Raw genomic sequence first — 23,827 nt, forward strand, 5'->3', positions numbered from 1 at the left:
GGGTCAAGTGGCTCGGCGTTCGAGCCACTTGACCTCGTACGCCTGAAGGTCGAACTTCTTGCCGTCGACCTTCGTGCTGGTCTTCCGGTCGAGCGTGTTGACCACCAGGACCACCCTGTCCGTGGCCAGGACCCGGACGTCGGGCCGGTCGGCGGCGGCGACGGACACCGTCTCGTGGTCGGTCCCCGGCGCGAACTCCTTGCCGAACCGTGAGACCAGGTCGTACATCGGCAGCTTCGCGCCGCCGGCCGCGGTGTCCGTCGGCGTCCACAGACAGCCCGGGCAGTCGGTGCCCTTCTCTTCCTGCGGATTCCAGTAGAAGCCGGAGGAGGCGCCGCCCTTGGCCATGGCGATCATTCCGGCGGCCTGGACGGCGACGCGGCGGGCCTCGGACCAGCCGTGGCGGTCGTCGTTGCCGTCGGCGGGCTCGACGTAGTACTCGGCCCACCACAGCGGCAGGTCACCGGTCTGACGCCGCACCCACCGACTGACGGCGGTGAACTTGTCGGTGGCCGCGAACTCGTCGGGCAGCAGTTCGTCGTCACGGGTGTAGCTGGAGCCGTCGACCACGACGAAGTCGGCGCCGGCCTTGTGCCTGTTCCAGTACCCGAAGGCGTCGACGATGCGCTGGTCCAGGGCGCCCCAGGGGCCCTTCAGGGCTGTGGACGCCTCCTGGGCGCGCGGGTCGACGCTGTCCATCACGAGGTACGGCCCGCCGACCATGATGTCCGGGTCGACCTTCTTCAACGCCCTGTACACGAGGTTGTACAGCCGGGTGTAGCCCTCGTGGTCCCAGCGGGCCTCGGCGTCGTTCCAGAAGCCCTTGAACTCGTTCCAGACGATGAAGTGCCGTACGTCCGGGTAGCGTTTGGCGACGGTCACGGCGAGCGCGGCGAAGTCCTCGAAGTGCTCGGGCTCGGGCGCCGTCTCCAGGGCGGCCTGGCTCCAGTCCGTGTCGTCGACGCCGGGTTTGCCGCCCTTCATCCAGTCGGGGGCGCAGCACAGGGTGACGACCGGGGTGCTGCCGGAGGCGCGGACGAAGTCGATACGGCGGTCCATCGCCTCGAAGTCGTAACGCCCCTCGACCGGCTCGGGGTTGTCGGCGCCCCAGCCCATGATGTGCTGGATCTGCGGCAGTCCCCCGGCGTCCGCGAGCCGGCTCTCGACCCGCTCGACGGCGGCGGCGTCGCCCTCGTCCGCGCTGTACTGGGTGTGGGTGAACCCCCAGCCCACGTCGGGTTTCGTGGCGTCCGGCGGGGCGGTCGGGGTGCCGTGCGCCTTGTCGCCGTCGCGTGTGGTGCCCTCGGTGCTCGCGCCGTTGCCGGGAAGCGTGTTGAGCAGGGTCACCACCAGGGCCAGAGCGGCCACGCCCACACCGAGCAGCGCGGTGAGCCGCCACCGCCGTGCCCCCGAATTCCACCCATGACGTCCCATCAAGGACAACGGTAACGGGGGTGGCGTGGGCTCGGGCAGGTTTCGGCGGTACACAGTCCTGTAACAGGACGCAGGGGGCGCGGAGGACGGGGGGACATGGACCGTTGGCGGGACGTGCCGGGGAAACCGGGTGCACGGGACCGCCGCGTGCCGGATCATGGCCGCATGTCTGCGAACCCACACGACGCTCTGCCGATCCGGCTCAACGTCGACGACAGCGACTCGCCGTCCGACGTCGTCGACGCGCTGTTCCTCGGCCGCTTCGCGACGGGCGAGCAGCCGTACTCGCACGCGGTGAACATCGACCGCGTCCGGTCCGGTGCGACCCTCCTGCCGCCGGGAGCCCGGGTGTTGCGCGCCGCCCGCGACGACGACCGCAGCGCGACGCTGGCCGAGGGCGACGGCTGGACCCTGCTGATCTCCCGCTGGAACCGGGGCGCCGACGTCACGGTGACGGCGACCAGCGAGGAGCTGGCGGAGCGCGTGCTCGGCGAGGCGACGGACGGCGCGGCGGACGAGCCCGAGCCGCAGCCGGAGAACGTGACCATGGGCTTCTGGTACGTCTCCCCCAGGCGCGGCCCGCACCGCACGACCCGGCAGATCTCCGCGGGCACCTGGGACGAGGTGCGGGCCAACTACACCGCGCCGGTGGCGGACGCCATGGGCCGCCTGATGAAGACGACCCCGGAGGACATCGCGGGCCGGCTGCTCCTGCTGCACGGCCCGCCGGGCACCGGCAAGACGTCGGCGCTGCGGACACTGGCCCGCTCCTGGCGGGACTGGTGCCAGGTGGACTGCGTGCTGGACCCGGAGCGGCTGTTCAGTGATGTCGGCTATCTGATGGACATCGCGATCGGCGAGGAGGACGCGGCGGGGAAGGGCCGCTGGCGGCTGCTGCTCCTGGAGGACTGCGACGAGCTGATCCGCGGGGAGGCGAAGCACACGGCGGGCCAGGCGCTGTCGCGGCTGCTGAACCTGACGGACGGCCTGCTCGGCCAGGGCCGCAACGTCCTGGTCGGCGTCACCACCAACGAGGACCTGGAGCGCCTCCACCCCGCCGTCGTCCGCCCCGGCCGCTGTCTGGCGCGCATCGAGGTGGGACCGCTGACGCGCGCGGAGGCGGTGAGCTGGCTGGGCACCGAGGAGGGTGTCGGCCGTGAGGGCGCCACCCTCGCGGAGCTGTACGCGCTGAAGCGGGGCACGTCCCCGACGTCGCTGCCGGAGCCGCGGGAAGGGGCGGACTCCGGGCTGTACCTGTAGCGCCTCGACCTGTGGCGCCTCGCTGGCCTCGCCGTTCGGGCGGCCGGGTGCCCGCGGTGCTTTCATGGACGTATGACGCTGTACGTCGGCACCTCGGGGTGGCAGTACCGGGACTGGCGGGACGTCCTGTACCCGGCCGACGTGCCCATGCGGCGGTGGCTGGAGGAGTACACGAGGCACTTCGCCACGGTCGAGATCAACAACGCCTTCTACCGCCTGCCGACCCGGGAGAACTTCGAGGCGTGGCGGGAGCGGGTGCCGGGGGACTTCGTGGTGGCGGTGAAGGCGAGCCGCTACCTGACCCACATCAAGCGGCTACGGGATCCCGAGGAGCCGGTGAGCCGGCTGATGAGCCACGCGCAGGGCCTGGGCGCCCGCCTGGGCCCGGTCCTGCTGCAGCTCCCCCCGACCCTGAAGGCGGACGCCGAGTTGCTGGACGTCTGCCTGGCGTGCTTCCCGTCCCGTACGCGGGTCGCGGTCGAGCCCCGGCACGACAGCTGGTGGACGCCGGAGATCCGTGAGGTGATTCAGGCGCGCGGTGCGGCCCTGTGCTGGGCCGACGTCGAGTCCCGCCCCGTGACCCCGCTGTGGCGGACCACCGACTGGGGCTACGTCCGCTTCCACCAGGGCCGCGCCCGGCGCTGGCCTCACTACGGCCGCCAGGCCCTGGACACCTGGTCCCACCGCATCGCGGACACGTGGTCCGAGGCCGAGGACGTGTACGCGTACTTCAACAACGACCCGACGGGGGCGGCAGTGGAGGACGCGATGACCTTCGCGCGGGCAGCGCAGCGAGCGGGCCTGGGCCCGACCCGCACCCCGAGACACCTGGCGCCTGCCTGAACAGCCCTGCCGGCAGCGCCCCTTCAGGGGCGCGGGGAACCGCGTGACCAGCCACAACGGCGCCGCAGCCGAACGACACGGCACATCGCCCCGACGCCCTACCCCCCGTAAGCCGCCCGCAGGGCATCCCGCACGGCCGCCAACGCGTCAGCCTCCGTGAGTCCGAGGCGCCGCGCCCGCTCCACGTACTCCTGTGCGGCCGACGCCAACTGACGCTCCGCGGCCGAGCCGGCGGCGGCCACGAACGTGCCGTTGCGCCCCCGCGTCTCGATCACCCCGTCGCTCTCCAGCGCCCGGTACGCCTTGGCGACCGTGTTGGCCGCCAGCCCCAGCGACTCCGCCAGCCCCCGCACGGTCGGCAGCCGGTACCCCACCGGCAGCACCCCCGACCGCGCCTGCTCGGAGATCTGCGCCCGTACCTGTTCGTACGGGGCCGCACTGTCGTCGATGTGGATCTGCAAGGTCACCGGCTGATTGTCCCGTACCCGCCGGAAAATGAGAGGCACCCCGGCCACGTCCGCCCGTAGCGTGCGCCTACATGACCATCATCGTGCGCGACCTGCGCCCCGACGTGCGCGCCGACGCCGAGGGCTTCTCCCGCGTCCGCCGCCTCGCCCTGCCGTTCATGCTGTCCACCCCGGAATCGGTGCTCCACGACCTCACCCACACCCATCCGGACGCCCACTTCAGGCAGCTGATCGCCGAAGAGGACGGCGACGTGATCGGCACGGCACAGGTCGGTGTCGCCCACGACAGCCCGGAGCCCGGCCAGGGCTTCGCGAACGTCTATGTACGCCCGGACCGCACACGGCGCGGCGCCGGTTCGCTGCTGCTGCGCACCGCTGAGGAACGCCTGGCGGCGCTGGACGTCGGGAAGGTCTTCGCCTGGGTCCTCGACGAGCCGGACAACCGCGCCTTCGCCGAACGCCACGGCTACCGGAGCCGCCGCTCCGCCTACTTCCTGCGCCTGGACCTGGCGAACCGCACCCTGCCTCCCCGCCAGGAGCTGCCGCCCGGCGTCGAACTGCGCACGGCCGCCGGCTTCGCGGACGATCCTCGCCCCATGTTCGAGCTGGACGCGGAGACGACGTCGGACGAACCGAGCGACATCGAAGCCGAGTTCACGGACTACGAAGCCTGGCTGGAAGCGACCTGGAGGCACCCCCTGCTCAACCACGACCTGACCTCGGTCGCCGTCGTCGACGGCCGTCCCGCCGCCTTCAGCGTGGCCTACACCGACGGCACCCGCTACGCCACCGCCATGACCGGCACCGCCCGCGCCTACCGCGGCCGGGGCCTGGCCAAGCTCGCCAAGAACGACTCCCTGCACCGCGCCCGCGCCGCCGGGTACACGGAGGCGTTCACCGGCAACGACACCGGCAACGAGCCCATGATCGCGATCAACAAGTGGTTCGGGTACGAGATCTGCGCGACGGAGGTGCGCCATGTCCGCGAACTCGGCTGACCGGGTACGCCCTCTGGAGGTCGTCCTCGTCAAGGCCGGCCGTACGAAGATCCGTTACGGGGCCGAGCTGCTCTCCGACGACGGCACCCGCATCACCGTCCGCGCTCCCTGGTCCGGCGCCGGAGTCCGCGACTTCGGCTTCGTCCGCTTCGAGCCGGGCGACGTCTTCACCGAGTACTACTGGCGCGACCGCTGGTACGCGGTGAAGGAGGTCCGCGACGCCGGCGGCGCCCTCAAGGGCTGGTACTGCGACGTCACCCGCCCGGCCACCCTCTCCGGGGCCGAGCTGGTCGTGGAGGACCTGGACCTGGACCTGTGGCGCTCGGCCGACGGCTCGGACGTGCGGCGCCTGGACGAGGACGAGTTCGCGCAGAGCGGTCTCGCCGCACGGGACCCACGAGCGGCGGCCGCCGCGGTGACCGCCCTCGACGAACTGGAGGCGCTCGCCACCGCGGACAAGGGCCTGGAGTCGCTGCTGGCCTAGGGCGTGCCGGGCGTTGCGCGGCACGCGCCACGCAACAGGCCCCAGCGGCGGCACTGCCTCAGACCGTCGCCACCACCGCGTACCGCTCGTCGGCCACGTCCTTCCCCCACAGCCGCGCGTCGCCGGACAGCCGCTCCAGGCGCGCGTGCGCGACGAGCGGGGCGATCAGGTCGGTGAGCCGGTCCGCCGGTATGCCGGCCGGGGTGCCCCGCCCCCACACGCCCTCGACCAGCACGAACCGCCCTCCGGGGCGCAGCAGCCCGCGCCAGTGCCGCAGGACGCGGCCGGGGTCGGGCAGCGCCCACAGGACATGCCGTACGAGCACCACGTCGAACCGCTCCTCCTCCACCGGTGGCGCCGCCGCGTCACCGACGAGGAACGCCGCGTCACGCCCGGCGAGCTTGGCGCGGGCGAGGTCCACCATCGCCGGGGACCGGTCCACGCCCGTGACCCGGTGTCCCTGTTCGGCCGCGAGGAGCGACAGGCTGCCGGTGCCGCAGCCGAGATCGAGCACGTCGGACGGGCGCTCGGGCAGCCAGGACCGCAGTCGGGAGGCCCAGGCATGGCGTACCTCGGGGTCGCGCAGGCCGTGGTCGGGTTCGTCGTCGAAGGAGGCGGCAGCCGTGTCCCAGTCCTCATGGTCCGTCATGCGCCAAGAGTGACACCCGCCACTGACAGTCGAATCGTGACAACGGCCACTGACAGGACCTGCGGCGATGAGGAACTCTCCCCGGACGGGTCTACCTCCGTGAGAACGCGGAACTCGGCAGGCCCTGAAGGAGGCAGCCATGCGCCGTGTGACCGTGCAGAAGAAGCCCCTGAAGACGAAGTCGGACGCCCGCCTTGTCCGGGAGGAGGCCGACGAGCGCCCCTCGGGACGACCGGAGGTCCGCAAGGACATCGCCCGCACCTGGTGGCCGGACGGCTGAGACGCCGGGCCGGGCCGCACGAGACACGTCAGCCGAGCCGCTTGCGGTAGTGGACACGGTCGTACGGCCCGTCCAAGCGCCGCTCCAGGAACTCGTAGCCGTACTTCGGGTAGATCTTCTGGTTCTCCCACATCAGGGCGTTCGTGTAGAGCCTGATCTCGGGCAGACCCAGCGCACGCGCGCGTGCGTCCACGAAGTGCAGCAGCCGTCGCCCCACCCCCTTGCCGTGTGCGTCGGGGTGGACGGCGATGCTGTCGAGGAACAGGTGGTCCTCGTGCGTCTCGAGCACGACGAGCCCGATGACGGGATCGCCCGTCACGAACACCTTGCCCTCGGCCACGTCCGCCGCGTGGTCCGCCTCCATGGGCACGGGCGCCCTGCCGATGCGCTCGATGTAGCGGTGGTAGGCGGCATCGGTCACGTCCTTCACCGCTGATACGTCGGCTGCGACCGCCGGCCTGATCTCGTCGTCCGTCATACCGCGACGGTACCTACCTGATCGGAGTCTGAGCACTCCCTTAAGGCGACCCTAAAGATCGCCATCAGCCGCCTCCAGCAGGCGGTTTCGCGGTTTTCTCGGGCTAGCTTCTGATCGCCCCCCACGGGATTCACCCCACGCGTCAGAACCCCTTCGAGGAGATCTTCCATGCCCGCACGCCGCAAGGCCGCCGCCGTCGCCGTCCTCGGCCTGACCCCGCTCACCCTGACCGCCCTCGCCACGGCGCCCGCGTCGGCGCACGGTTCGCTGGGGGATCCGGTCAGCCGGGTCTCGCAGTGTTACGCGGAGGGCCCGGAGAGCCCGGGGTCCGACGCGTGCGAGGCGGCGGTCGCGGCGGGCGGAACCCAGGCCCTCTACGACTGGAACGGCATACGCATCGGCGACGCGGCCGGGCGCCATCAGGAGCTGATCCCGGACGGCAGGCTGTGCAGCGCGAACAGCGAGGCGTTCAAGGGCCTCGACCTGGCCCGCGCCGACTGGCCGGCGACGCGCGTGAGCAGCGGGTCGTACACCTTCAAGTACCGCGTGACCGCCCCGCACAGGGGCACCTTCAAGGTCTACATCACCAAGGCCGGTTACGACCCGGCGAAGCCGCTGGCCTGGGACGACCTGGATCTGGCCGACCCGGTGGCGTCGGCCACCGACCCGGCGGCCGCGGGCGGCTACTACACGTTCTCCGGCACGCTGCCCGAGCGCTCCGGCAAGCAGTTGCTGTACGCGGTCTGGCAGCGCTCGGACAGCCCGGAGGCGTTCTACTCCTGCTCGGACGTCACCTTCGGCGGCAACAGCACTGGCGGCGACAGCTCCGACGGCGGGGCAGAGCCGGCTCCGAGCGCCTCCGCGCCCACCGAGGAGCAGATCGAGGACGGGGCCGACCAGTCGACGATCGAGCACCACGGCCATGGGGACCAGGACGCCCGTACGTCGGCGGAGCCGACCGCGGCGGACAAGGAGGCGCAGTCCTCCCCGGCCAACCGGCCGAAGGCGGCCGGCGCCACCGAGAACCTCGCCGAGACCGGCGGGGACAGCAGCACGGCGTATCTCGCGATGGGCGGTGCGGCGGCCCTGGCGCTTGGTTCGGCGGTGCTGTTCGCGTCCGCGCGCCGACGGGCGGCCGGCGGCGGTCGCCACGGTCACTGACCGGGACTCCGCTGCCCAGTGCGCCGGGGTCTGACCGGCGGCTCAGGCCGGTCAGACCCCGGCGCGTGTGCCGCGCCCATGTACCCGGGCACGCAGGTGCTCAGGTGCTCAGGTGCTCAACCGACCGCGGACGCGCAGGTGGTGGGGGTGGCCCGGGCCGGATCGAGCGCGTTGGCCACCTCGTGGAAGGCGATCCGGTCGGTCAGGCCCAGGAGCGCGTGCTCGGACAGGTCGATCGCGCACAGGTCCTGGATGAGGACGTTCTTGACACCGGGCCCGTTCAGGAACTGGCTCCGGTACGGCGTGACCACCTCGTCGTACCTGGTGGCGATGACCGTGTAGCGGACCCCGGGAACGGTGTCGCCGCCCTCGTTGAGCCTGGTCATGAACTCGGAGCCGACGACCTGCTGGGCGAGGGCGGGGGTGGCGGTGGTGAGGAGGTCCTCGGCGCCGGGGAAGTACGGCAGCAGGCGGGTGAGCCCGCCCAGGGTGGTGCCGTGGTTGTTGGGCGCGATGCCGACGAGGGCGTTCACCTTGGTGGCGCCACCGAGGAACTTGAGGTAGTAGCGGGGCATCATGCCGCCCTGCGAGTGCCCGACGAGGTCGGCTTCCGCGGCGCCGGTCGCGGCGAGCACCTTGTCGACGTAGGCGGACAGTTCCTCGGCCGACTTGTCGATGGGGCCGAGGGCGTGGAAGAACGGCACGCCGGGCAGCCGGCCGTAGTCGAGGGAGAAGACGCAGTAGCCGCGGTTCACCAAGTAGGGCGCGAGGCCGAGCCAGTTGTCGACGGAGTTGGCGAAGGTGCCGTGCACGAGGACGACGGGGCGGGGATGGGCGGCGGACGGCTTGCAGGAGTAGTCGTTCCAGCCGCTGTGCGAGGTCGCCGCGGCTTCGGCCGCCCGGGCGGTGGTTGCGGTGGTGGCGGTGGGGACGACGGCGACCGCGGTGGTCAGCAGGAGCGCGGCCAGGGGTCTGAGCACTCGTTTCCAGGGCAGCATCGTGTGATCTCCTTGCGCTCAAGGGAGGTGCGATGGCCTTACGCCCTGTGATCCGGATCACGAGGATGCTGTTCACTCGTCAAGTTACGGGCGAGTAGTAGACGTGTGAAGTTACGCGTCAGTAAAAACTTCCAGCGATAGTAAGGGGCGGTTTGTTTCACAGCCCCTGATGAACCGTCACCAGGCGGGTTTGACGGGCCCATGAGGAGCGATGCGCACCAACTGCCCGAACAGCGCCCGCACTTCCTCCTCACCAAGTACCTCGCCCCACACCCGAACGGCATCCGCGGCAGCCTCCTCGGCCGCACGCGTGCAGGCCCACCCCCGCCCGGTCAGCACGACCAGCCGGGCCCGCGCGTCCTCGGGATGCGGCCGGCGCTCGGCGTAGCCCTTGCGCACGACCTCGTCGACGAGCTGGCTCGCCGCCTGCTTGGTCACGCCGAGATGAGCGGCGAGGTCGGTGACCGTCGCACCGTCCGGGGCGAGTCGGGCGAACGCGAAACCGTGCGCGGGCCGCAGCCCCTCGAAGCCCCGGGCGGCCACGCCGTCATGGATGCGCTGGGTGAGCTCACCTGCGACGGCGAGCAGGGCGGCGGACAAGGCCATGGCTTCGGAGTTCTGCACAGAGGCATTGAAACACCCTTGACGGATTGGTCAAGTGGCTTGACCATAGCCGCATATGGTCAAGCCACTTGACCATCTACCCCAGGAGGCCTCCATGCCCGTGATCCGCGCTTCCGACGCCGCGACGCATGAAATCCACGGCGCCCGCTTCATCTCGTACGCCACTCCCCGTACCGGGTCCAAGGAACTGTGCGCCTGGCGCGGCGAGATCCCCGCAGGGACCAAGGCCCCCGCCCACACCGTCACCCGGGAGGAGATCCTCCACCTCCTCGACGGCGAGCTGCTGATCACGCTCGACGACCGCACGGACCGGATCACGGCGGGCGACACCCTGATCATCAACCCCGGCGCGACTCTGGCCGTCGAGAACCCGACCGACCGGACCGCGATCACCTGGGTCACCACAACCATCGGCCTGGAGGCGGAGTTGGCCGACGGCACGCGCATCACGCCCCCGTGGGCCAACTGACAACCACCTGAAAGGAATTACGCGGCCAACGCCCCCGGCATCACCGCATGCGGCCCGAACTTCGCTCGCGCGCGGTCCGCGACCTCCTCGATACGGCGGGCCTTCTCGTCGAGCGGATCGAAGGTGAGCTGGTAGGAGGCGCGCTCGGCGGAGTCGAGGCCCTCGGCGCGCAGGGCGAGGGCGCGGACGCGGGCGCGCTGGAGGCCGAGGGCGTCGTACATGCCGTAGGCCGCCCTGGTCAGCGCCGCCGAGTGGGCCGTCGGCTCCCGCAAGGTACGGCTGCGGGTCGTCGAGGAGCGGTCGGCGTACCGGGCGGTGAGGGTCAGGGTGCGGCAGACCTTGTCCAGGGCGCGCAGCCGGGCGCCCAGCTCCTCGGCGGCCGAGAGCAGGGCGCGGCGATGCCGGTCGGGGTCCAGCTCGTCCCGGTCGAAGGGGCGTTCGGTGGCCAGCGCGCGCGATACGGCGTTCGGCACCACCCGGCCCCGGTCGATTCCGCTCGCCTTCTCGTGCAGCTCGCGGCCGGCCTTCGCGCCGACCAGGCGCTGGAGCGTGGACAGGGGCGCGGCGGCGACCAGGCCGAGGGTGTCGAGGCCGTACTCGCACAGGGTGCGGGCGGTCGCGGCGCCGACGCCGGGCAGCGCGGCGACGGGCTTGTCGGCGAGGAACTCCGCGACGCCACCCGGCCCCTCGGGGACGGCACACGTCACCCCGGGCCGGGCGTCCCGCAGGGCGACGCGGGCCAGCATCGGCCCCGGCCCGGCGCCGATCGCGCAGTCGACCCCGTGGTGGGCGAGGGCGCGCACCCGGATCACCGACGCCAGCTCGACCGCGCCGCGCCCGAAGTACCGCTCGGCGCCCCGCAGATCGGCCAGCGCCCCGTCCGGTGGCAGCGCCTGGACGACCGGCGTGAAGTCCTCCAGCAGTCCGAGCAGCCCCGGCAGGGCCGCCTCGTCCGTCGGCGGCAGCTGGAAACGTACGCAGAGGATGGTCATCCCGCACTCCCCGGACTCTGGTGCCACAACTTCCGTACCTGTGAAGGCTCTTGACCCGCCGGCCGCAGATCGGCCCACGGGTTGAGTTCGTATCCGGTGGGCAGGTGGATGCGCCGGCCCCGCGCCGGATCTCCGCCGTCCCCCGCCGGCACCGCCGTCGGCTCCGCCAGCCGCGCCGCCACCTCGTCCAGGCCGCCCTCGGCGCGCAGCTCGATCAGCTCGGCGAGGTTCCAGGCGGCGGCTCCCACCACGCTGAGGCTGCGCGGGCCGCGCCGCTGCACGACCCCGCGCACCAGCAGCAGCCAGGAGTGGAAGACGGTGTGGGCGCAGGCGTCGTGCGAGTCGTCGAAGAAGGCGAGGTCGACCAGGCCCGTGCCGTCGTCCAGCGTGCTGAAGATGACCCGCTTGCCGGACCGGATCGGCGGCGTCTGGGTGGCCGCCTTGGCGCCGGCGACCAGCACGGTCTCCCCGTGCCGGGCATCGCGCAGCCGCCGTGCCGAGACGACGCCCAACTCGTCGAGGAAGGCCCGATGGTCGTCCATCAGATTGCGCGAGGCGTCCATCGACAGCACCCCCAGCTCGGCGCTGAGCCGCTCCGCCGAGGTGAGGTCGGGCAGCCCGGCCGCGGCCGTCTTGCGCCCGCCGGCCAGAGGGAGCTGCCCGCCGCCACCGCCCCGGGCGCCCCGGTGCAGTTCGGTCAGGTGCAGTTGCAGATCACGCCGGTTGGCCCCGAAGGCGTCCAGCCCGCCGACCTGCGCGAGCCTTTGGGCGAGCGGACGGCTGGGCCGGGCCCGCTCCCAGAAGTCGAGCAGTGAGGCGTACGGCTGCCCGTCCGCGATCCGCGCCGCCTCGGCCTCGCTGATGCCGTGCACGTCGGAGAGGGCGAGCCGCAGTCCCCAAGTGCCCCCGGCCTTCCCAGATTCAGACACCAGTTCGATACGGTGGGCGACCCCCGACGCGTTCACGTCCAACGGCAGGATCGGCACCCCGCGCCGCCGCGCGTCCGCCAGCAGCAGCCGCTTCGGGTACATCCCGGGGTCATGGGTGAGCAACCCGGCGTAGAAGGCGGCCGGATGATGGGCCTTCAGCCAGGCCGACTGATAGGTCGGCACGGCGAAGGCGACCGCGTGCGCCTTGCAGAAGCCGTACGACCCGAAGGCCTCGACGATCTCCCAGGTCCGCCGAATGGTCTCCGCGTCGTACCCCTTGGCCGCCGCGTGCTGCGCGAACCACACCCGGATCCGCCCCTGCGACTCCGGATCGGAGAGCCCGCGCCGCACCCGGTCCGCCTCGTCCCGCCCGCAGCCGGTCATGATGTGCACGATGTCGATGATCTGCTCGTGGAAGACGACGACCCCGTACGTCTCCCGCAGCGGCCCCTGAAGGTCCTTGTGCGGATAGCGGACGGGTGCCCGCCCGTGCCGCGCCTCGATGAACGGCCGCACCATGTCGGCGGCGACCGGTCCGGGCCTGAAGAGGGAGATGTCGACGACGAGGTCATGGAAGGTCGCCGGCTGAAGCCGCCCGACCAGGTCCCGCTGCCCCGGCGACTCGATCTGGAAGCAGCCCAGCGTCTCGGTGGAACGGATGAGCCGATACGTCGCCGGATCGCCGTCCCCTCGCTCGAAGTCGAGCGCGTCCAGGTCGATCCGCTCCCCCGTGACCCGCTCCACCTCCGCGACCGCGTGCGCCATCGCCGACTGCATCCGCACACCCAGCACGTCGAGCTTGAGCAGCCCGAGGTCCTCGACGTCGTCCTTGTCGAACTGCGACATGGGCAGGCCCTCGCCGCTGGTCGGCATGACGGGCGTACGGGCGAGCAGGGAGGCATCGGAGAGGAGCACCCCGCACGGATGCATGGCCACGCCGCGCGGAAGGGCGTCAAGAGCCTCCACCAGCTCCCACAACCTGCCGTACCTCTCCCGCTCCCCGGCCAGTCGACGCAGCTCGGGCAGCTCGTCCAGAGCCGCCCGGGCGTCCCGCGCCCGGATGTGCGGGAAGGACTTGGCGACACGGTCGATGTCGGCCGGATCCATGGACAGGGCGGCACCCACGTCCCGGATCGCGTGCCGCACCCGATAGGTCTCCGGCATCGAGACGGTCGCGACCCGCTCGGTCCCGAACCGCTCGATGATCGCGCGGTACACCTCCAGCCGGCGCGCGGACTCCACGTCGATGTCGATGTCGGGCAGCACCAGCCGGCGCTTGGACAGGAAGCGCTCCATCAGCAGCCCGTGCTCCACGGGATCGGCGTGCGCGATGCCGAGCAGATGATTGACGAGCGACCCCGCCCCGGAGCCACGCGCGGCGACCCGGATCCCCATCTCCCTCACGTCGTCGACGACTTGGGCGACCGTCAGGAAGTACGAGGCGAATCCGTGGTGGGCGATGATGTCCAGCTCCTGATGCATCCGCTCCCAGTACGCCCGCCGTCCGTCGTAGCCGCGCAGCACCATGCCCGCCACCGCCCGCGAGGCGAGGGCCCGCTGGGCGGTGCGGCGCCCGGCCCCGACGAGATGCGGCTCGGGGAAGTGGACGGTGCCGATCCCGAGGTCGTCCTCGGGGTCGACGAGGCACTCGGCGGCCGTCGCCCGGGTCTGCTCCAGCAGACGATGAGCGGTGTCCCGCCGGAACCCCGCGGCCTCGACGACCCGCTCGGCGACGCGCGCCATCTCGTCCGCGCCCTTGAGCCAGGCCTCACCGGAGTCCAGTTCCTTGGTGGTGTCGATGGGCACGAGCCGACGCGCGGCGTCCAGGACGTCGGCGACCGGTCCCAGCCCGGGGTCGGCGTACCGGACGGCATTGCTCAGCACCGGCCGTACGCGCTGCTCGGCGGCGAAGCCGACGGTACGGGCGGCCAGCCGGAGTGAGCCGGGTCCGGTGCCCTGACGGCCGTGCCAGACGGCCTCCAGCCGCAGGGAGTCGCCGTACACCTCCCGCCAGGGCACCAGCAGCCTGGCCGCCCGATCGGGGCGACCGGCGGCAAGCGCGCGGCCGACCTCGGAGTCGGGCCCGAGCAGGACGATCAGGCCGTCTCCCCGGTTGTCGCCCCGGGGCAGCAGCGGCGGTCCCTCCCCGGCATGCGCGGCCGAAACGATTCGGCACAGATCGGCCCAGCCTCGGGCCCCGTCTCGGGCCAGAAAGGTGACGCGAGGCATCGACTCGTCGACAAAGGCGCCACCGCGCACCGGAGTGCGCCGCCGCCCCGGCCGCCCGTCCCGGCCCTCTTTCGGGAGGTCGAGCTCCTCCACGCCCAGCTCCACCCCGAACAAAGGACGCACCCCCGCCTCCGCACATGCCTTCGCGAAACGCACCGCACCCGCGAGCGTGTCCCGGTCGGTGAGGGCGAGGGCGTCCATGCCCCGCTCGGAGGCGCGCTCCGCCAGCCGTTCCGGATGCGAGGCGCCGTACCGCAGGGAGAACCCGGAGACGGTGTGCAGATGCGCGAAACCCGGCACACGCACCTCCCGCACTCATGAGCCCGGGACCCGGTCTTCGAACACCGGCTCTCGAACATCAGTTCCCAACTCTCCCACCCCCACCATAGACCATGTCCGGACCGTTTCTCGAACACTCGTACGACATCCGTTCGGCCGCCTCCCACCTGCGCAAACGCCCCGAGCCCCGGACCGTGGGGGCATGACGCAGACCACCGGCGCCGGCACTCCCCGCAGCTCCTTCCTCGCCGAGGTGAGGGACGCCGTCACTCCACGAGCCACCCTGCTCGTGATCGGCACGGTGGCCCTCGCCCTGCTCTTCATCGCCTCCTATGTGGGCGCGCTCCACGATCCGAAACCCAAGGACGTTCCCTTCGGTGTCGTGGCACCCCCGGCCGCCGCCCAGCAGACGGTGACCCGCCTGGACAACCTGCCCGGCGACCCCTTGGACCCGCGCGCCGTGGCCGACGCGGCGACAGCCCGCGAGCAGATCCTGAAGCGGGAGATCGACGGCGCCCTCCTCGTCGATCCCTCCGGCACCACCGACACCCTCCTGGTCGCCACCGGCGGCGGACGGGTGCTGGCCACCACCCTGGAGACGCTCGTCACCACCCTGGAGAGATCCGAGGCCCGCACCCTGCGCACCGTCGACGTGGCCGCGGCCGACCGGCACGACGCCAACGGGCTGTCGTCCTTCTACGTCACCGTGGGCTGGTGCGTGGGCGGCTACCTGTGCGCGTCGATCATGACCCTCAGCTCGGGCGCCGGCCGCGCCACCCCCAGACGCTCGGTGATCCGTCTCATCGCCATGGCCCTCGTGGCCGTCGTCGGCGGTCTGGGCGGCGCCCTGATCGTCGGCCCCGTCCTGGGCGCCCTGCCGGGCAGCATCGCCGCCCTCTGGGGTGTGGGCGCCCTGACCGTCTTCGCGGTGGGCGCGGCCACGCTCGCCTGCCAGGCCGTCTTCGGACTGGCCGGCATCGGCCTGATCATCCTGATCGTGGTGATCCTGGGCAACCCGAGCGCGGGCGGCGCCCTCCCGCCCCCACTGCTGCCCCCGTTCTGGAGGGACATCGGCCCGGCCCTCCCGCCGGGCGCCGCCACCTGGGCAACCCGCTCGATCGCCTACTTCAAGGGCAACGACACGACCGCCGCGCTCCTGGTCCTCTCGGCATGGGCGGCCGCGGGGATCGCGATCACGCTCCTGGCGGCGTCGCTGCGGGACCGGACGACCAAGCGAACGTAGGACCACGCGCGATCGGGTACGACGGGACGGCCCACCCGTCGACCGACAGCGGACCCGGACAAGGGAAAGCCCCGCCCCTCGCGCACGAGGGACGGGACTTCGCCGAGGCCAGGACCGGGATCAGCCGATCTGGGTACCCGTGGCCGACAGTGCCTCGGTCACCGGCTGGAAGAACGTCTCCCCACCGGAGGTGCAGTCGCCACTGCCGCCGGAGGTCAGCCCGACCGCCTTGTCACCGGAGAACAGCGAGCCACCGCTGTCACCGGGCTCGGCGCACACGTCGGTCTGGATCAGACCGTTGACGATGTCGCCGTTGCCGTAGTTCACGGTGGCGTCGAGGCCGGTGACCTTGCCCTCGTGCACCTGGGTGGTCGAACCGCTACGGGTGACCGCCATGCCGACGGTGGCGTCCGCGGCACCGCTGATGGCCTGCGTGGAGCCGTTGTAGAGGTTGACCTCGCTCGGGTGCTCGACCTCGGCGGTGTACTTGACGAGGCCGTAGTCGTTGTCCGGGAAGCTGGACACCTCGTTGGTGCCGATCTCCTTGCCGCTGGAGTCGGACCAGGTCGTGATGCCCTCGGTGCAGTGCCCGGCGGTCAGGAAGAACGGCTGACCGCCCTTGACGACGTTGAAGCCGAGCGAGCAGCGCCCACTGCCACCGGTGATGGCGTCACCGCCCGCGATGAAGGGCTTGAACTCCCCCTTCGTGCGCTGGAGTTCGACCGTGGCGCCCAGTCCGTCGGCGACCTTGCTGAGCTTGGCCCACTCGGCCTTGGAGACCGTACGGTCGGCGGTGACGACCACCTTGTTGGTCGTCGGGTCCGTCACCCAGGAGGTGCCGGGGATGGTGGCGTCCTGCTTGAGCGTCGTACGGGCGCTCCTCAGCTCGGCGAGCGAGTTCTCCACGACCCGGGCCTGGGCGCCGGCCGCCTCGACGGCGTCGGCGGCGGCCTGGTCGAGGACGTTCACGACAAGCTTCTTGGTCTGCGCGTCGTAGTAGGTACCCGCGGCATCGGCGCCGAGGTCCTTGGCGAGCGTCGAGGCGAGCTTTCCGGCCGCGCCGACCGACAGGGTCTTCGGCGCGGACGCCTCCGGCGTCTCACTCGCGTTCGCAGTCTGGAAGGTCACTCCCGCGGCGACCAGTGCGGTGATTCCCGCACCTACCACGGCTGCACGCCGCTTGGGTATGCGTCGGTGCTTCAACTTACGTCCTCCTGTGGGGGGTCGGCCCGAGAGGTTGTGGGGACCTCGCCGGACCGGAAGGCGTACGGCTAGGGGGGCGGCACACAACAAAAGTCGCACCCCTGCCGGTTGAACAACGCTCACTATTCCTAGAGACACAGGGAGCGCACAAGGTCGACTTCCGGACGCGCGTAGAACACGGTTGCACGCCCTCCCCTCCTTGACCGTGCACAGTCACACCAGGCTTTTCGCTCAGCAAACGCCAAGAGCGAGCCATCCATAAGCAGCGGGTGAGGTCTACTCCTGTCTTGAAATCGACCCTCGGCGGTCCGAATTCAAGCGGGGACCACAGCAGCCGAGACAACAGGCCGAGACGACAGGCCGAGACGACAGAACGAGCCCCCGCACGACAGGTGCGTGCGGGGGCTCGGATGCCGCCGGGCAGTCAGGTGGTGAACGTCATCAGTAGACGCTGACACCGTAGGCGCTGAGGGCCTCCGTGACCGGCTGGAAGAAGGTCGTGCCACCGGAGCGGCAGTTGCCGCTGCCGCCGGAGGTCAGACCGTACGCGGTGCCGTTGCTGCCGTAGAGCGAGCCGCCGGAGTCGCCGGGCTCGGCGCAGACGTTGGTCTGGATCAGACCGGAGACCACGTCACCGCCGCCGTAGTTGACGGTCGCGTTGAGGGCGGTGACCCGGCCGCTGTGCGTACCGGTGGTGGAGCCGTCACGGATGACGGTGGTGCCCACGCTCGGCGTGGCCGCACGGGTGATGTCCACGCCGTTCGCGGTGCCGGGCCGGCTGACGGACCCGGAGTAGCGCACGATGCCGTAGTCGTTGCCGGGGAAGCTGGAACCGGCGGTCGAGCCGATGACCTGGGTGCGTCCGGAGTTGGAGTACCAGGTGCCCGCGCCGTCGGTGCAGTGACCGGCCGTCAGGAAGTACTGGTTGCCGCTGCGGTCCTGGACGTTGAAGCCGAGCGAACAGCGCCAGCTGCTCGCATAGATGGCGTCGCCGCCCTGGATGAACTTGCTGAACTTGCCGGGGGTGCGCTTGATGGTGAGCGCGTCGGCGTTGGTCCCGGCCTGCTGCTTGATCTTCGCGATCTCCGCCTGGGAGACCGTGCTGTCGACGGTCACCATGACGCGGTTGGTCTTGCTGTCGACGGCCCAGGCGGTGCCCGGGATGTCGGCCTTCAGCACCGAGCCGCTGGCGCTCTTGAGCTGGGCCGAGCTGAAGGTGGTGGGAGTCTCCGCGGCGCTCGCGTGGGGGATCGCGATCGCGGCTGCGGCCACGAGGCCGGTGGATACGGCGATCAGCCGGGTCCGTCTCGTGATGCCGCTGCGGGGGGTGGTGCGCTTGATCCTCACTTTTCGTTCCCTCCAAGGGAAGTCGGGGGCCCGCGTGGGGTCGGGGCCCGTGAGGCGCAGTCAGAGGCCGCGTTCTCCGGATTCCGAACACGCCGTGCCCCTGACAAGCGCTGAGGGGGAGTATTCGGCCGAACGACCGGTAGGCGCAAGGGCGCCTTTCGGCCGTCAACCATTGAATGATCTACGAAAGTTGACTCGCCACCCTGTCACCGTCCGCCACCCACGTCCCGGGGAAGTCCGGAAGCCGCCTGTGCCGTGCTCGTGATCGATACAGCTAGCAGCCGTCGCAGGGACAGCAGCAGTCGCAGCCGTCGCAGTCCCGGCAGCAGCCCTCGCGCTTCTTGCGGGACCACGGGCCCTCGTACTCCTTCGCGCAGCACAGCTTGCAGGTGCAGCACAGCAGCCAGAACATCCCGCAGCCGGCCCAGAACCCACGCCGCCCCTTCGGCGGCTGGGCGGCCGGCCCGCCACCGAACCCACCGAAGTCACCGTCGCCGCCACCGCCACCGCCACCGGGCGCTCCCCCACCGCCGCCGGGCGCTCCCCCGTCACCGGCGTACGGGTTCCCGCCCGCGTAGGGGTTCCCCCCGGCATACGGGTTCTGCGGCGGCTGCCCGTACGGCCCGTGCTGGTGGGACGCGCACACGGGCACGGTGCCGAACGCCCGGTCCACCGAGCGCCCCAACTCGTGCACGAGCAGCAGGTGCGCGAGCTTGGCATCCGTGAACTCCACCTCACGCAGCGCCAGCCGCACCCCGTGCACGGCGTCGTCGGCGAGGCGCCGCGCCTCGGCGAGCGAGGTCCCCGTGGCCGTCAGCGGGTTCCACGCACCCGATTCGGCGTCGGCTCCTCTGTCCTCCACGGCGTCCAGGAGGTGCGCCAGCCGCCCGAAGAGGCGACCGGCCTCGGCGAGCGGCTCCACGTTCCGCGGCCGTCCGGCCAGGATCGCGGTGTGCGCGAAGGCGGCGGCGGTCGCCGTCTCGGTCGGCTCGGTGACGGCGAGGACCGGCGTCCCGGGTCCGGCCAGCGCCTCGATGCCGACCTGCCGGTCCACGGCGTCGACGAGTACCGCGGTGTCGAACCCGACGGCCGAGCCGGTACGGGCGCCCGCGGCACCCCAGCCGGCGGCCACCCGGCGCGCGGCGAGCGCCACCGGTCGGCGGGCCAGCAGTCCGTCCCCGTCGGCCACATGGTCACGCACCTTGGCCGAGGCGAGCACCAGCGAAACGGCGGCGGCGAGCCGCGCGCCCTCACCCTGCGCGACGGACGCCGTACGCATTCCGCGCAACGGGCACGGTCCCGCCGTACGCCGCAGTCCACTGTTCTTCTCGGCCTGAGCCTCTGTCAGAACGGAGATGAGAAGCCCGTCGTAGTTCGTCACGATCCGCGCGAACTGACCATGGTCACCGCGCAACGCGAGACACAGCCCGCACAGATGCGCCAGCCACTGGCCGGTGAGCTTCTCTCCGAGCCGATGACGGCATGGCCTGACCATTCCGAACATGACGTCCCCCCGTGGTTCTTACGCCGTACTCGATGACGCTGAGCTGCCGCATCGTACCGACCGGAGTACCGAACACGGCGTCCGACTCGTTCACCCGTACGCACCCCGTCTCACCCGTACGCCGCGAAGAATCATATTTCACTCACAGTCAGCAGCCGTACGTGGCATGCCCCTTGCGGGACACGGGCTCTCGACGTATTCGCTGTGCACCAGTACCGTCACAAACCCCCCGCGCGGCGTCTATCCACTTGGCGCGACGTCCGCATCATGGATGACCATAGGGATGCGGAAGGTAAAGAAAGACCGCTGTGAGAGGAGGCGTCCATGGGATCGGTGCGCAAGGCGAGTGCCTGGCTGGGCCTCGTTGACGACAACGATGACGAGCGTTACTACGACGACGACTACTCCGAAGGGACCGAGCCCGGGGACGCCTGGGTCACCGACCCGCGGGTCAAGGTGGCCACGGATGTGGCCGAGGAGAAGGGCCGCCGCATCGGCACGGTCACCCCGGACAGCTTCCGGGACGCCCGCGCCATCGGCGAGCTGTTCCGGGACGGCGTTCCGGTCATCATGAACCTCACGGCCATGGAGCCCGCCGACGCCAAGCGCGTCGTCGACTTCGCGGCGGGGCTCATCTTCGGTCTGCGCGGCTCGATCGACCGCGTGTCCAACCGCGTGTTCCTGCTGACCCCGGCCGACACGGAGATCATCAACGGGGAGTCGGCGGCCCACCGTTCGGACGGCTTCTACAACCAGAGCTGAGGCAGGGCCGCTCGCCGGCCCTGCCCCCTCCTGACGGCGTTCAGCGGAAGGCGTCGAGTCCGGTGAGCGCCTTGCCCAGCACGAGCTGGTGCATCTCGACGGTGCCCTCGTAGGTGAGCACCGATTCGAGGTTGGTCGCGTGCCGCATCACGGGGTATTCGAGCGAGATCCCGTTGGCACCGAGGATCGTCCGGGCCGTACGGCAGATGTCGATGGCCTCGCGGACGTTGTTGAGCTTGCCGAAGCTGACCTGCTCGGGACGCAGGCGGCCGGCGTCCATCCGTCGCCCCAGGTGGTGGGCGAGCAGAATCCCCTTGTGCAGTTCGAGCGCCATGTCGGCGAGCTTGGCCTGGGTGAGCTGGAAGCCCCCGATCGGCCGGCCGAACTGCTCCCGCGACTTCGCGTAGTCCACGGCGGCCTCGAAGCAGGAGCGCGCCGCGCCCATGGCGCCCCACACGATGCCGTAACGCGCGTGCGAGAGACAGCTGAGCGGCCCCTTCAGCCCGACGACCTCGGGCAGCACGGCATCGGCTGGCAGCCGTACGTCGTCGAGGACGAGCTCGCTGGTGACGGAGGCCCGCAGCGACAGCTTGTGCTTGATCTCCGGGGCGGAGAACCCGGCGCTGTCGGTCGGCACGACGAATCCGCGGATCCCCTCCTCCGTCTGCGCCCACACGACGGCGACCCCGGCCACGGAGCCGTTCGTGATCCACATCTTCCGCCCGCTCAGCACCCAGTCGGAGCCGTCCTTCTTGGCATACGTCCGCATGGAGGCCGGATCGGACCCGTGGTCGGGCTCGGTCAGCCCGAAGCACCCGATGACCTCGCCGGAGGCCATACGGGGCAGCCACTGCCCCTTCTGCTCCTCGCTCCCGAACCGGTGAACGGCGTACATGGCGAGGGAGCCCTGCACGGAGACCAGGGAACGGATCCCGGAGTCGGCGGCTTCCAGCTCCAGACAGGCGAGCCCGTACTGCACGGCGGAGGCACCGGCGCACCCGTATCCACTCAGCGACATCCCGAGGGCGCCGATCTCCCCCAGTTCCCGGGCGAGTTCCCGAATCACCGGCAGCTCGCCCCGCTCGTACCACTCGGCGACATACGGCACGACCCGATCCGCCGCCCAGTCCCGCACCGTGCCCCGGATGGCGAGATCCTCGGGCTCCAGGAGGTCGTCGATGCCGAGCGGGTCGACGGGGTCGAACGGGGGCAACTTCGCGGACGCGGACATGAGACACCCTCCCGCAACGACTAAAACTAGCGCCGCTAGTCACGGCTCGGGGCCGACGCTACGACGCGGTGCCCGGCACGTCCAGTACCGGCTGCAGGGCCGGACGGGAAAGCCGAGCCCACCCGTGGGGAAGGCCGGTCAGGCGGAGACGCGGGACTCCGCGACTTCCCTCGGCTTGGGCAACTCCACCGCGGGCGACTCACCGCACTGCATGGCCCGCGGCAACCGCAACGCCATCGCCGCTCCCAGCAGCAGCAACGCCGCACTCACCAGCAGCGTCACATGCAGCCCGTGCACGAACGAGTCCCGAGCCGCGTGCCGCAGGGCCACCCCGGCCGGGCCGCCCAGTTGCGCGGCGACCTCGTACGCCTCCCCCAACGAGTGCGAGGCCGCCGTGGAAGCCGACGCCGGCACCCCCGAGACGCCCGCCAGCCCGGGGGCATACGCCGCGTTCATCACGCTGCCCAGCAGCGCGATCCCGATCCCGGCGCCCAGTTGGTACGACGTCTCGCCGATCGCCGCCGCCCCGCCGGCCTGCTCCTGCGGAGCCTCGCTCAGCATCGACTCGTACGCGCCGAAGAGGGTCGTCTCCAGTCCAAAGCCGAGCAGCACGAACCCGGACACCATCAGGGCGCAGTTGTCCGCGCGTCCCATCGCCGTCAGCAGCACCACCGCGCCGGCCGTCAGGCAGAACCCGAAGCACACCATGCTCCGCGGCCCGAACCGCCGCAGCATCCGCGCCCCCGCCAGCCCGGCCGCCATCGCGGCGAAGGTCAGCGGCAGCAGCCGCAGCCCCGTCTCCAGCGGCGACAGCCCCAGCACGAGCTGGAGGTACTGCGCCGCGATGAGTTCCAGCCCCACCAGCGCGAGCATCGCCAGCACGATGCACCCGACGGACGTACTGAACGCCGGTCGCCCGAACATCTTGAGGTCCACCAGCGGGTACGCCCGACGCCGCTGCCGTCGCACGAAGAGGACCAGCAGCGTCGCCCCGACCACCAGCGGAGCCAGGGTGAACACGCTGACCACCGGTTCCCCGCCGCCGAGCCGCTTCACGCCCAGCACCAGACCGAACAGTCCGGCCGCCGCCAGCAGCGCGCCGACCACGTCCCAGGGGCCCCGGCCGTCGCCCTTGGACTCGGGCAGCAGCAGCCGTCCCACCGGAAGGCTGACCAGCATCAGCGGGATGTTGACGAGGAAGACCGAGCCCCACCAGAAGTGCTCGAGGAGGAAGCCGCCGATCAGTGGTCCGACGGCCGCGCCCACCGCGGCGACCGCGCTCCAGATGCCGATCGCGAGGGCACGCTCGCGTCGGTCGGGGAAGACCTGGCGCAGGATCGACAGGGTCGCGGGCATGATCATCGCGCCGCCGACGCCGAGCAGGGCGCGGGCCAGGATGAGCACCTGCGGGTCGTGCGCGAGGGCCGCGAGACCGGAGGCGAGGCCGAAGAGGCCGTATCCGAGGAGCAGGACCCGTCTGCGGCCCACGCGGTCGCCGAGCGTGCCGAAGAGGATCAGCAGCGAGGCGCAGACGAGCGGGTAGATGTCGACGATCCAGAGCAGTTCTATCGCGCCGGGCCTGAGGTCCTCGGTGACGGCGGGCACCGCCACGTGCAGCACGGTCGCGTCGACCGCGACGAGCAGCAGGCTGACGCAGAGGACGACGAGCACGACCCAGCGGTTGGCACCGGCCCCGGCCGCCCTACGGCGCAGCGCAGCGGCAGCCGTGGTCGTCCCGGACATGTACGTACCTCCCAGATGTTCCCTCGCCCTCGGCGGTCACACGGGGCGGGGACTCCCCGTGACTCGGCCGGAGAGGAGCGGTGGTCTCCGGCCCGCGCAACGAAGGGCGAGTGACTCGTCAGGGTACGCGAGTCCGCGTCGGTGCCGAGTGGCGGACCTCTCACACGTCCGGCACAAGGAGTGTGGCGTACGCCACTCCCGCCCGTCCGGTCACGCCCCC

Annotated in this window: 22 protein-coding genes; 9 read left to right on the forward strand and 13 right to left on the reverse strand. The window is 71.3% G+C overall.

Going from position 1 to position 23,827, the window contains the following annotated elements; genetic code table 11:
* Positions 1-3: 3 nt before the first annotated feature.
* A complete protein-coding gene (locus ABZ078_RS11700) occupies positions 4-1,434 on the reverse strand; it encodes a xylan 1,4-beta-xylosidase (RefSeq protein ID WP_356574118.1) in 1,431 nt (476 codons plus the stop codon).
* A 165-nt stretch (positions 1,435-1,599) separates the two neighbouring features.
* On the opposite strand from ABZ078_RS11700, the gene ABZ078_RS11705 reads away from it, so the two are divergent.
* Together ABZ078_RS11705 and ABZ078_RS11710 are read left to right on the forward strand one after the other, a co-directional pair.
* Positions 1,600-2,694 carry a DUF5925 domain-containing protein gene (locus ABZ078_RS11705; RefSeq protein WP_356574120.1) on the forward strand — a complete coding sequence of 365 codons (1,095 nt, stop codon included), beginning with the start codon at positions 1,600-1,602 and terminating at the stop codon, positions 2,692-2,694.
* A 72-nt stretch (positions 2,695-2,766) separates the two neighbouring features.
* Positions 2,767-3,537, forward strand: a complete 771-nt coding sequence (locus ABZ078_RS11710) for a DUF72 domain-containing protein (RefSeq protein ID WP_356574122.1) — start codon at positions 2,767-2,769, stop codon at positions 3,535-3,537.
* A gap of 98 nt (positions 3,538-3,635) precedes the next feature.
* On the opposite strand, the gene ABZ078_RS11715 is transcribed toward ABZ078_RS11710, so the two are convergent.
* Complete coding sequence (locus ABZ078_RS11715; protein WP_356574124.1) at positions 3,636-4,004, reverse strand: GntR family transcriptional regulator; 369 nt, start codon at positions 4,002-4,004, stop codon at positions 3,636-3,638.
* A gap of 71 nt (positions 4,005-4,075) precedes the next feature.
* On the opposite strand from ABZ078_RS11715, the gene ABZ078_RS11720 reads away from it, so the two are divergent.
* Both ABZ078_RS11720 and ABZ078_RS11725 read left to right on the forward strand, forming a co-directional pair.
* Positions 4,076-5,002, forward strand: a complete 927-nt coding sequence (locus ABZ078_RS11720; RefSeq protein WP_356574125.1) for a GNAT family N-acetyltransferase — start codon at positions 4,076-4,078, stop codon at positions 5,000-5,002.
* Complete coding sequence (locus tag ABZ078_RS11725) at positions 4,983-5,486, forward strand: DUF402 domain-containing protein (protein WP_356574127.1); 504 nt, start codon at positions 4,983-4,985, stop codon at positions 5,484-5,486. The genes ABZ078_RS11720 and ABZ078_RS11725 overlap by 20 nt, the downstream gene beginning before the upstream one ends.
* Before the next feature lie 58 nt (positions 5,487-5,544).
* Here the strand turns inward: ABZ078_RS11725 and ABZ078_RS11730 are convergent, their stop codons facing one another.
* The gene (locus tag ABZ078_RS11730) at positions 5,545-6,135 is read right to left on the reverse strand and encodes a methyltransferase domain-containing protein (RefSeq protein WP_356574129.1); all 591 of its coding nucleotides are present in this window, start codon (positions 6,133-6,135) and stop codon (positions 5,545-5,547) included.
* A 139-nt stretch (positions 6,136-6,274) separates the two neighbouring features.
* Here ABZ078_RS11730 and ABZ078_RS11735 point away from each other — a divergent pair, with 139 nt between their 5' ends.
* A complete protein-coding gene (locus tag ABZ078_RS11735) occupies positions 6,275-6,415 on the forward strand; it encodes a hypothetical protein (RefSeq protein WP_356574131.1) in 141 nt (46 codons plus the stop codon).
* A 28-nt stretch (positions 6,416-6,443) separates the two neighbouring features.
* Here the strand turns inward: ABZ078_RS11735 and ABZ078_RS11740 are convergent, their stop codons facing one another.
* A complete protein-coding gene (locus ABZ078_RS11740) occupies positions 6,444-6,893 on the reverse strand; it encodes a GNAT family N-acetyltransferase (RefSeq protein WP_356574133.1) in 450 nt (149 codons plus the stop codon).
* Between the two features lie 168 nt (positions 6,894-7,061).
* Here ABZ078_RS11740 and ABZ078_RS11745 point away from each other — a divergent pair, with 168 nt between their 5' ends.
* The gene (locus tag ABZ078_RS11745; RefSeq protein WP_356574135.1) at positions 7,062-8,054 is read left to right on the forward strand and encodes a lytic polysaccharide monooxygenase; all 993 of its coding nucleotides are present in this window, start codon (positions 7,062-7,064) and stop codon (positions 8,052-8,054) included.
* A gap of 116 nt (positions 8,055-8,170) precedes the next feature.
* On the opposite strand, the gene ABZ078_RS11750 is transcribed toward ABZ078_RS11745, so the two are convergent.
* A complete protein-coding gene (locus ABZ078_RS11750) occupies positions 8,171-9,052 on the reverse strand; it encodes an alpha/beta fold hydrolase (protein WP_356574137.1) in 882 nt (293 codons plus the stop codon).
* A 177-nt stretch (positions 9,053-9,229) separates the two neighbouring features.
* Positions 9,230-9,676, reverse strand: a complete 447-nt coding sequence (locus ABZ078_RS11755; RefSeq protein WP_356574139.1) for a MarR family winged helix-turn-helix transcriptional regulator — start codon at positions 9,674-9,676, stop codon at positions 9,230-9,232.
* Positions 9,677-9,770: 94 nt separating this feature from the next.
* Here ABZ078_RS11755 and ABZ078_RS11760 point away from each other — a divergent pair, with 94 nt between their 5' ends.
* The gene (locus ABZ078_RS11760) at positions 9,771-10,145 is read left to right on the forward strand and encodes a cupin domain-containing protein (RefSeq protein WP_356574140.1); all 375 of its coding nucleotides are present in this window, start codon (positions 9,771-9,773) and stop codon (positions 10,143-10,145) included.
* Between the two features lie 17 nt (positions 10,146-10,162).
* On the opposite strand, the gene ABZ078_RS11765 is transcribed toward ABZ078_RS11760, so the two are convergent.
* Positions 10,163-11,137 (reverse strand): hypothetical protein, encoded by a 975-nt coding sequence (locus tag ABZ078_RS11765; protein WP_356574142.1) that lies wholly within the window; start codon positions 11,135-11,137, stop codon positions 10,163-10,165.
* The gene (gene dnaE, locus ABZ078_RS11770; RefSeq protein WP_356574144.1) at positions 11,134-14,595 is read right to left on the reverse strand and encodes a DNA polymerase III subunit alpha; all 3,462 of its coding nucleotides are present in this window, start codon (positions 14,593-14,595) and stop codon (positions 11,134-11,136) included. Before dnaE ends, ABZ078_RS11765 begins: the two co-directional genes overlap by 4 nt.
* 181 nt (positions 14,596-14,776) lie before the next feature.
* Here dnaE and ABZ078_RS11775 point away from each other — a divergent pair, with 181 nt between their 5' ends.
* Positions 14,777-15,817, forward strand: a complete 1,041-nt coding sequence (locus ABZ078_RS11775; protein WP_356574146.1) for a DUF3533 domain-containing protein — start codon at positions 14,777-14,779, stop codon at positions 15,815-15,817.
* A gap of 120 nt (positions 15,818-15,937) precedes the next feature.
* Here ABZ078_RS11775 and ABZ078_RS11780 read toward each other — a convergent pair whose 3' ends face one another.
* From ABZ078_RS11780 to ABZ078_RS11790, 3 genes are all read right to left on the reverse strand, one after another.
* The gene (locus tag ABZ078_RS11780) at positions 15,938-17,020 is read right to left on the reverse strand and encodes a S1 family peptidase (protein ID WP_356574147.1); all 1,083 of its coding nucleotides are present in this window, start codon (positions 17,018-17,020) and stop codon (positions 15,938-15,940) included.
* Positions 17,021-17,461: 441 nt separating this feature from the next.
* A complete protein-coding gene (locus ABZ078_RS11785) occupies positions 17,462-18,367 on the reverse strand; it encodes a S1 family peptidase (RefSeq protein WP_356574149.1) in 906 nt (301 codons plus the stop codon).
* A gap of 274 nt (positions 18,368-18,641) precedes the next feature.
* Entirely contained in the window at positions 18,642-19,871 is a 1,230-nt protein-coding gene (locus ABZ078_RS11790) for a DUF5685 family protein (RefSeq protein WP_356574151.1), read from the reverse strand.
* A 324-nt stretch (positions 19,872-20,195) separates the two neighbouring features.
* Here ABZ078_RS11790 and ABZ078_RS11795 point away from each other — a divergent pair, with 324 nt between their 5' ends.
* Positions 20,196-20,633, forward strand: coding sequence for a cell division protein SepF (locus tag ABZ078_RS11795; protein WP_356574153.1), 438 nt, complete (start codon positions 20,196-20,198; stop codon positions 20,631-20,633).
* Positions 20,634-20,673: 40 nt separating this feature from the next.
* On the opposite strand, the gene ABZ078_RS11800 is transcribed toward ABZ078_RS11795, so the two are convergent.
* Positions 20,674-21,864 (reverse strand): acyl-CoA dehydrogenase family protein, encoded by a 1,191-nt coding sequence (locus ABZ078_RS11800; RefSeq protein ID WP_356574155.1) that lies wholly within the window; start codon positions 21,862-21,864, stop codon positions 20,674-20,676.
* Between the two features lie 138 nt (positions 21,865-22,002).
* The gene (locus ABZ078_RS11805; protein WP_356574157.1) at positions 22,003-23,607 is read right to left on the reverse strand and encodes an MFS transporter; all 1,605 of its coding nucleotides are present in this window, start codon (positions 23,605-23,607) and stop codon (positions 22,003-22,005) included.
* Positions 23,608-23,827: the final 220 nt, after the last annotated feature.

Source organism: Streptomyces sp. NPDC006385 (assembly GCF_040612485.1).
In the GTDB taxonomy this organism is placed as follows: Bacteria; Actinomycetota; Actinomycetes; order Streptomycetales; family Streptomycetaceae; genus Streptomyces.